At 44.4% G+C, this 8,033-nt stretch carries 5 protein-coding genes; 4 read left to right on the forward strand and 1 reads right to left on the reverse strand.

The genetic code is table 11. The annotated features are described in order from the left end of the window. From DDR33_RS25965 to DDR33_RS19560, 3 genes are all read left to right on the forward strand, one after another. On the forward strand, positions 1-194 hold a 194-nt coding region (locus DDR33_RS25965; RefSeq protein WP_158280813.1), incomplete at its 5' end, for a hypothetical protein. 16 nt (positions 195-210) lie between these two features. Then, positions 211-876, forward strand: a complete 666-nt coding sequence (locus DDR33_RS19555; protein WP_109417496.1) for an acyl-homoserine-lactone synthase — start codon at positions 211-213, stop codon at positions 874-876. 170 nt (positions 877-1,046) lie between these two features. Then, positions 1,047-2,297, forward strand: coding sequence for a bifunctional 3,4-dihydroxy-2-butanone-4-phosphate synthase/GTP cyclohydrolase II (locus DDR33_RS19560; RefSeq protein ID WP_109417497.1), 1,251 nt, complete (start codon positions 1,047-1,049; stop codon positions 2,295-2,297). A 53-nt stretch (positions 2,298-2,350) separates the two neighbouring features. Here DDR33_RS19560 and DDR33_RS19565 read toward each other — a convergent pair whose 3' ends face one another. Beyond that, entirely contained in the window at positions 2,351-6,805 is a 4,455-nt protein-coding gene (locus tag DDR33_RS19565; RefSeq protein ID WP_449406361.1) for a translocation/assembly module TamB domain-containing protein, read from the reverse strand. Positions 6,806-6,849: 44 nt separating this feature from the next. On the opposite strand from DDR33_RS19565, the gene tsaD reads away from it, so the two are divergent. Beyond that, the gene (gene tsaD, locus DDR33_RS19570; RefSeq protein WP_109417499.1) at positions 6,850-7,851 is read left to right on the forward strand and encodes a tRNA (adenosine(37)-N6)-threonylcarbamoyltransferase complex transferase subunit TsaD; all 1,002 of its coding nucleotides are present in this window, start codon (positions 6,850-6,852) and stop codon (positions 7,849-7,851) included. The last annotated feature ends 182 nt before the right edge of the window (positions 7,852-8,033 follow it).

Genomic DNA, 8,033 nt, shown 5'->3' on the forward strand with positions numbered 1-8,033 from the left:
CGAATGATCTCCGCCAACAGGGAGGAGATGGGGCGGCATGGCCGGTGGTGCACAAAGGCAAGGATCTCCTGGAGAAGATGGGGAGGCTTCACGGGAAAAAGAAGAAGCCCGAAAAGCAGGGGCAGGAGGTGCCTTCTGGTCCGCCGGGGGGTGAAGGGAGCGGGCTGACGGGAAAAAGAATGAAGCTTTTTTAAGGTGGGGATCTCGAAAATGTCAAACTTTAGACTAATACGAGCAAATGATGAAAGTCAGGTAGAGATTCTTGCTTCCATGCACCATTTAAGATGGGAAGTTTTTTCAAAGGAACTAAAGTGGACTGTGGGACTCCAAACTTTCAATTGCATGGAGCATGATATCTATGACAAGGATGGATCTGTCTACATTGTCAGGGTCAATGATGAGCTAAAAGTAGATGCATGTTGCCGGTTAATGCCCACTTCACGGCCTTATATGCTGGGAGAACACTATTCCCACTTTATTATGCACGAGCCAATACCAAATTCAGACAGAATTTGGGAAATATCGCGAACCTGTGCAAGCCAGGAAGCTCGCCGCGGGTCTACGTCTATTACAGCGCAGTTAATTGCTGCTTCAATTGAATTTGGGCTTACGAATAAAATTGAGTCTTTTATATCCCTGACATCCACACGTCTTTATCCGATCCTAAAAAGAGTCGTTGGCTGGGATTCTTGTTGCCTGGGAAACGCGATGATAACAAACTTTGAAGATAACAATGAATCTTACGCGCTGAAACATCCGGTAAGTTATGAAGCCCTGAAAATTATTCGAAATAAGAATCACTTCTCTGAGCCCTTTCTTTTTGATGTTGATAGAGATCTTCTGAATGTAACATCGGTTTATTGTGTTGATTTTTAAAGTACAGGAGCTGGGGCCGCCATATCTGGTAAAGGGCAGACTAATACAAAGGGAAAAAAAGACTCTGAACCGGAAGTTTTGGGAGTGGCTCTTTCAGTTTCGGGAATGACTCTTATAACTTTACTCACTGATTATAGTAATCTTCTTTGAGAAGTGTAATTTTGTCAGAAATGGAAATTAAACTTAATACAATAGAGGAAGCTATTGAGGAGCTTAAGGCCGGAAAAGTGATAATTGTTGTGGATGATGAGGACCGTGAAAATGAAGGGGACTTTGTTACTACGGCAAGGAATGTCACTCCTGAGGTGATTAATTTCATGGCGTCTTATGGCAGAGGCCTTATTTGTGCTCCCCTTACTGAAAGTCGTTGCGACGAATTGCGGCTTAACCTGATGGTTGGGAAGAATACGGCTCTTCACGAAACTAATTTCACTGTTTCCGTTGATCTTATTGGTAACGGATGTACTACTGGGATATCAGCTTCAGACAGGGCGAAGACTGTGCAAGCTCTGATTAATCCGGGCACACAACCGGAAGATCTAGGAAGGCCGGGGCATATTTTTCCTCTGCGTGCGAAGGATGGGGGAGTGCTGAGAAGGGCCGGGCATACCGAGGCAGTCGTGGATCTGGCTAGTCTTGCGGGTATGGAACCTGCGGGAGTCCTGGTTGAAATCATGAAGGATGATGGAGAAATGGCGCGTCTTCCGGATTTGATTAAGATTGCTGAGAAGTTTAATCTCAAGATCATATCCATTAAAGATCTGATCACTTACCGCCTTCAGACTGAGACTCTGATTTCAAAAGAGGTATCGGTTAACCTGCCAACGGAATGGGGCGATTTTCATATGATTGCCTATACGCAACTTAATACAGGAGAACATCATCTTGCTTTGGTAAAAGGGGAATGGGAACCGGATGAGCCAGTAATGGTAAGGGTCCACAGTTCGTGTGTGACCGGAGATATATTCGGTTCATGCCGTTGTGATTGCGGTCCGCAGTTACACAAGGCTATGGAGATGATTGAGAAGGAAGGAAAAGGTGTTGTGATATACATGAACCAGGAGGGCCGGGGTATCGGTCTTATAAATAAGCTGCATGCTTATAATTTGCAGGAACACGGTTTTGATACGGTGGATGCAAACCTCAAGCTTGGTTTCAAAATGGATCAGCGGGATTATGGTATCGGAGCTCAGATCCTGAGAAGTTTGGGAATAACCAAAATGAGACTGATGTCTAATAATCCGACGAAGCGTGCTGGCCTTATAGGATATGGTCTTGAAATAGTTGAGACGGTAGCCATTGAGATTAAGTCGAATGAGCATAACGAAAGATATCTGCAAACTAAAAGAGACCGGATGGGGCATACCATTCTTGGGAACCAGGACTTGCAGGTGTTAAGTGGTACGAATCAGATTAAGTAGTACCTGTCAGATACTGTAAATCCCGGTGATGATTTTTACCGGGACAAATTTCTTTAACGTTGTCTTTTGCCTGATTCGGCGGAGGATGGGAGGATTGCCGGCGATCTGGATGGTTGGCCGGGAGAGGTGGGAAGCGGAGAGGATGTTCCTCTTCTGGCTCTTTCTTCGCGGCGTCTTTGCCCGATAAGTGCCCTGAGGAATTCTCCCAGGGTTTCAAAATCCTGCCTGTAAACGAGTCCGACTGCACTTATATACTCCTGATCGGGATTGAGGAAGTTCCGGTTGTTAAGCCGGTTTGAAACGCGGGCTGTCAGGCTTCCGTCTTTTTGGATGAGATAGAGCATTTCGGCATCCCTGGTAACATTATTGCCTATAATACTGTAGTCTGTTACATCTGCCCTTCTGTCGGTAACTCCTGCTGTGATTACCAGCCGGTCTTTCATAAACCTGAAAGAGGCGCTTGCTTCGTTAAACGAACGGATATTGAGATCTACGAAATTCAGATTAAGCCACTGTGCCAGAATATTGTTAAACTGATTGACCAGCAGTTCGGTTCCTGCGCTGAAAAGGGTATTGTTAACTGCCTGAACGTTGACGTTTCCGGTATTGGGAGAGAACGATCGTCTTACTATCAGGCTGAGTGCCTGGGTGTTTTTATTGTTTACATCATTAAAGTAGGTCTGCAGCTCGTCTTTGATGTTGGCATCATTGGGGAAATTTATATCAAAGGAGATATCCGGTCTCATCAGATTACCACTCAGGTTCATGATTGCTTCTGTCTGGTAGCGTCCTTCGATGGGCGGACGTCCCGCGGCAACATACAAGGGCCTGATGTCGGTTCTTAATGAATAAATGGCCCGGAGGTTAATCAGGGCATCTGTCGGGTCGCCGGTCCAGCGTATGGACCCTCCCTGGCTAAGGTCAAAGATCTTGTTAATAAAGTCCTGAGCCGTAAACTGGAACTTTCCGCTTGAGATCAGGTAATCGCCATACATTTCAAAATCGCCCTGACTGGTGATCTTAAGATTGATATTGGCATTTCCCCTTCCATTGAGGCGTCCAAGGTTGGTGTAGATATTTACCAGTGAATTTTCGTCTACTGTGAGGTCCATATTCAAAACCAGGCCGGGCAAAAAGAAAGATTGGTTTTTGGGGGTGAAGGTTGAATCTTTAGCGACGAATGTAATGAAATCATTATTCGCGACAGTTTCAGATGCATTCAACGGGATATTAAATACAGTACCTTCTTCGGTTTTTGCATTGATGTCGATCCTCATATTGTCCGTTGGTCCCTTGAACCTGAACATACCGGTGGCGTAGGCGGTTCCGTAATATATCGGGTTGTCTTTGGCAGTAGTGTTCAGTACCATGAACTTACTTGTGCGGACAGAAACATCAATATCAGGGTTGCCCGGATCTTTCATGTTGACAGTTCCGTTGGCTGTAGCTGTATTGTTGCTAATATCTGTTAACTGCAGTCCGTTCAGCCGTATTACGCTGTTTTCTACGGTAACGTCGTCGGTTATTTTATATGGTGTTTTAAGATAGTTAACGGTCAGGTTTGCTTCTTTCAGGCTTAGAGTTCCATTTATTTTGGGGTCCAGGATATTACCGGATACATTAAGCCGTGCGGAGGCTTCGCCACTTACATCAGACACCAGGTGCCTGATGAACGGCTGGAAGATGACCAACTGGTTATTGTTCATCTCCACCGAAAGGTCAAGCGTGTTCTTTGCTGCGCCTGCATCGTATGTCCCTTTAACATTCATTGTCTTCTGCCCATTTCTGACGATGTCCATGTTTACATCTACCAACTTGGTCTCATTGTCGACTTCAGCATTCAGTGCGAGTTTGCCAATGCTGATGTTATTCATAGTAAGTGAATCGACGCTCAGTTCGGATTCTATTTTGGGCGTTTTTGTAACAGAAGATATAGAGATATTTCCGTTCATTTCGCCTGTCATGATCATTCCGGCTCCCCTTGTAAGAGGATTGAATGTGGCTGCCTGGAATTTTTTAAACTCAATGTCGAGCTTGTCATCGTGGCTTGCAGATACAATGCCGTTGATTGTGAGGAGTTGGTCGTTCCGGCTAAGCTCAAAATCTTCGATGAATATTTTGCCGGGATCGAACCTGAACTTTACCTGTTCGGGAACTTTCCATGATTCTTTGTTGATCACAAAATCAGAAGGCAGAATACTGAGTTTTGCCAGTGTATCGGTGCCAAATTCAACCAGGGCATTAAGGTCGAGCTGGTTGGTTGCATCTTTGTCTGATAGCTTCACGTTGAGGGCAAGGCTATCATTATGAACCACGTTTGCAATGTTGATGTTCTTGATGTAAAGGCTGTCTGTTATGTCGATCCTGTCGGCAGTGAGAAAGATATTCAATGCGTTTTTGCCGGCAGACTCGTCCAGGATGAAGTTGTTTACTTTTATTTTTTTATACCGGATGAGAGGGCTTGAGCCGTTAACTGCGGCGATGCTGTCTGCCGACACGAAGCGTCCATAAAACACAGCTCCGTCCGGGAGGGAGAGATCGGGAATGAGCAGCATGCTGAAAGGAGCGAAGTCCTTGATCTTGATATATAAGTTGAAGTTTTGATTTCCGTGTTTTACAATAGTCGTTTTCAGCGAAGGAACATATCTTTTTGCTACAGATTTGAAATAAGAGGGAAGAGTCTTAAGATCGTATTCTCCCCGGATGCTGGCTTCCAGCAATTCTGAATTTATTGCAATTAACCGCGAACCCCCTAATCCGGAAGCTGTTAATGTAATTGAATTGACAAGAAGGGAACTATCCCTGTTAGTGAGCCTTAAACCAGATAGCTGGAGGTCTCCCTGCAGATTCTCAATAGAATTGCCGCTGAAGTTGCTGCGCAATTGAGTTTCCAGCTGGATGGTGTCTTTAGAAAGGTTCAATTTATGGAGGTTAGCATGACGTATGTCGGCATTGAAGTTGAATTGGGGCAAAGAAGGGCTGAGGTTAACATCTCCCTTAAAGTTTAATTGTAAATTCCTGTCGTCTACAGCCAGCTGTCCGCTGAACAGCTTGTCGGAGAGCGTTCCATTGATATTCAATGCTGAATACCGATATCCATGGAAGTCGAAATAGTCAGCCGTTACGTCGAGGTTTTCTTTAAGCTTGCGGATGTTGAATCCACTGCCTTTAATGTTTGCTTTGAACGACGCTCGGCCAAGGTCGCGTTGCTGCAGCAGCTCCCGCAGGTTGAGGTCCTGTGCGGCTATTGTTCCGGAATATACAGGTTCCTTGTACAGGTTCATTTTGATATCCGGGATAATCCTTCCGAGGCTGGTCTTAAATTCACCAGCGGCGCGGAAGTCTTTGAGCATCCCGTTAAAGCTGCCTTTGAAATAAATATTGCCAAACTTCTCTGCTATCGGGGGGATAAGTCCCGTTTTTCCGCTGAATGCTTTTATAATATAGTCTGCGTCTTTTTTGTTAGTGGCAAGCTGGTTCACCGTAAGGTTGAGAGAGGTTTTGTTGATATAGGGAAGTCCTTTTATATTGAAGTTTCCTTTTACATAGGTGGCCTGTCCTGCTTTTACCGAGAAATTGCGGGCTCTGAAGTTGTCGACATATCCGCTCAGATCTCCGTTCATCCTCAGTTTTATATTCATGGCATCAAGGGCATCTGTGAAGTAGGCAATGTCTTTCGAAAAAACCACTGAATTCCTTAGATGTCCCTTCACATATACTTTGCGGATGAAGTCGTTGAAATCGCCGAAGTTTGCGTATTTCATCAATACGTAGTTCCTGATTGTTGTATTGGGGGTTTCGAGAAGCAGGTTTTTAAATTCCATGCTGTTGCTATCGATAACAGCGTCTGTGCTCAGGTTTTTTAAATAGAAGCCGCTCTTTTCCCGGAAGCTCATATCGCGGATGCCTGCTTTAAACAAGTGGTTTTTCGTGTCGAGGTTTAAAATGGTTGTGTTGAGCTGATAGAGCGAGACATCATCGAAGTTGATCCCCTTTATAGTATCCTGATTGTTGTAATTGCGGTATTTAAAGGCAGTATTATTCAGTACTATCCTGTCAAACGTAATGTCGAATGGCTTTTTTGATGGTTTCTTTTTGGGAGCAGGCTTTCCTGAATCAAAATAGTTTATAATGAACTGGAGATTGGTCTTCCCGTCTTTATACTGTTTCAGGAAGAACTTGCCGTTGTCGAGCTGCGCAGTATTGACGGACACTTTCCTTTGCCGGAGAGAAAACAGATTGAGGTCGACAGACAAGCGCGGGGTATAGAGCAACGTATCTTTGTCAAGGTCCTGAATATAAAAATCCTCTAGAACCAGTGACTTTAAAGGCTTGATGTAAAGCGACTTTATTCCGATAGTTGTATTCAGTTCTTTGGACAAATATCTTGCCGCCCTCTTTGCAATGTAAGTCTGAACCGGTTTAAACTGCAGCGCTATAATGAGAGATGCGATCAGTATGGCAATTACTGAAAGCGTCCACAACGTTATTTTTAGTAGTTTTTTAATAGTTTTGTACTTTAATTAGTTAACAACAATCTATTATATCCGGTTTGACTACAATTCTTGCAATAGAATCATCCTGCGACGAAACTTCTGCAGCTATCTGTAAAGACGGTAAAATACTGTCAAATATTATCGCTACCCAGGCAGTGCATGAAAAATATGGAGGCGTAGTTCCCGAACTCGCCTCAAGAGCCCATCAGCAAAATATTATACCTGTAGTACAGGAAGCTATTGCGGGTGCAAAAGTAAATAAAAAAGATATTGATGCTGTAGCTTTTACGCGCGGACCGGGACTATTAGGTTCATTGCTTGTTGGAACATCTTTTGCGAAGGGTTTTGCATTGGCGAAGGGCATCCCGCTGGTGGAGGTTAATCATATGCAGGCACATGTGCTGGCTCATTTTATTGATGATCCCAAGCCCCGGTTCCCTTTTTTGTGTCTGACCGTTTCGGGGGGGCATACTCAGATTGTGCTGGTTCGCGATTATTTTGATATGGAAGTTGTCGGAGAAACGAATGATGATGCTGCCGGGGAGGCTTTTGACAAGACAGCAAAGATCCTCGGACTTCCTTATCCTGGCGGTCCACTGATTGATAAATATGCCAGGGAGGGTAATCCTCATGCATTTGCTTTTCCGGAGCCCCAGATTGCAGGACTGGATTTTAGTTTCAGCGGATTGAAGACATCTATTCTTTATTTTGTCAGGGACCGTGTCAGGGAGGATGCTGAATTCCTGGAGAAGAATATGAATGATATCTGTGCTTCTGTTCAGTACCGCATTATCACCATTCTCCTTAATAAGCTGAAGAAAGCAGCCAGACAGTTCGGGATCCGGGATGTTTCCATTGCGGGCGGAGTTTCTGCTAACTCCGGACTACGGTCGATGCTGCAGGATGCGGCGGACAAGAATGGCTGGAACGTTTTTATTCCAGCTTTTCAGTACTGTACAGATAACGCCGGTATGATTGCGATAGCGGGATATTATAAATTTTTACAGAAAGACTTTGCAGGTCAGGATATTGCTCCTCTTGCAAGAATGAACTTTTAATCTGAAATACGATGCTTTTCCCTACTTTGTTATTTGTTCTTGTGTTTGCTCTTCCTTTGCTCGGGTTTTATTTCTATATCGCTTTGCGGGACAAGAATAAAAACAGGATGCTGGGACTTATCGTTATTGCTTTGCTTTTTGTGTTCGCTGCTATTGTTGCTTATGTTGTGAACAGAGGGAAG

The organism is Pararcticibacter amylolyticus, assembly GCF_003130405.1.
GTDB lineage: Bacteria > Bacteroidota > Bacteroidia > Sphingobacteriales > Sphingobacteriaceae > Arcticibacter > Arcticibacter amylolyticus.

What these genes read in the sequence shown, in the direction of transcription:
- DDR33_RS19555 (WP_109417496.1), top strand. Translation starts at nt 211, where the DNA reads ATGTCAAACTTTAGACTAATACGAGCAAATGATGAAAGTCAGGTAGAG.
- DDR33_RS19560 (WP_109417497.1), top strand. Translation starts at nt 1,047, where the DNA reads ATGGAAATTAAACTTAATACAATAGAGGAAGCTATTGAGGAGCTTAAG.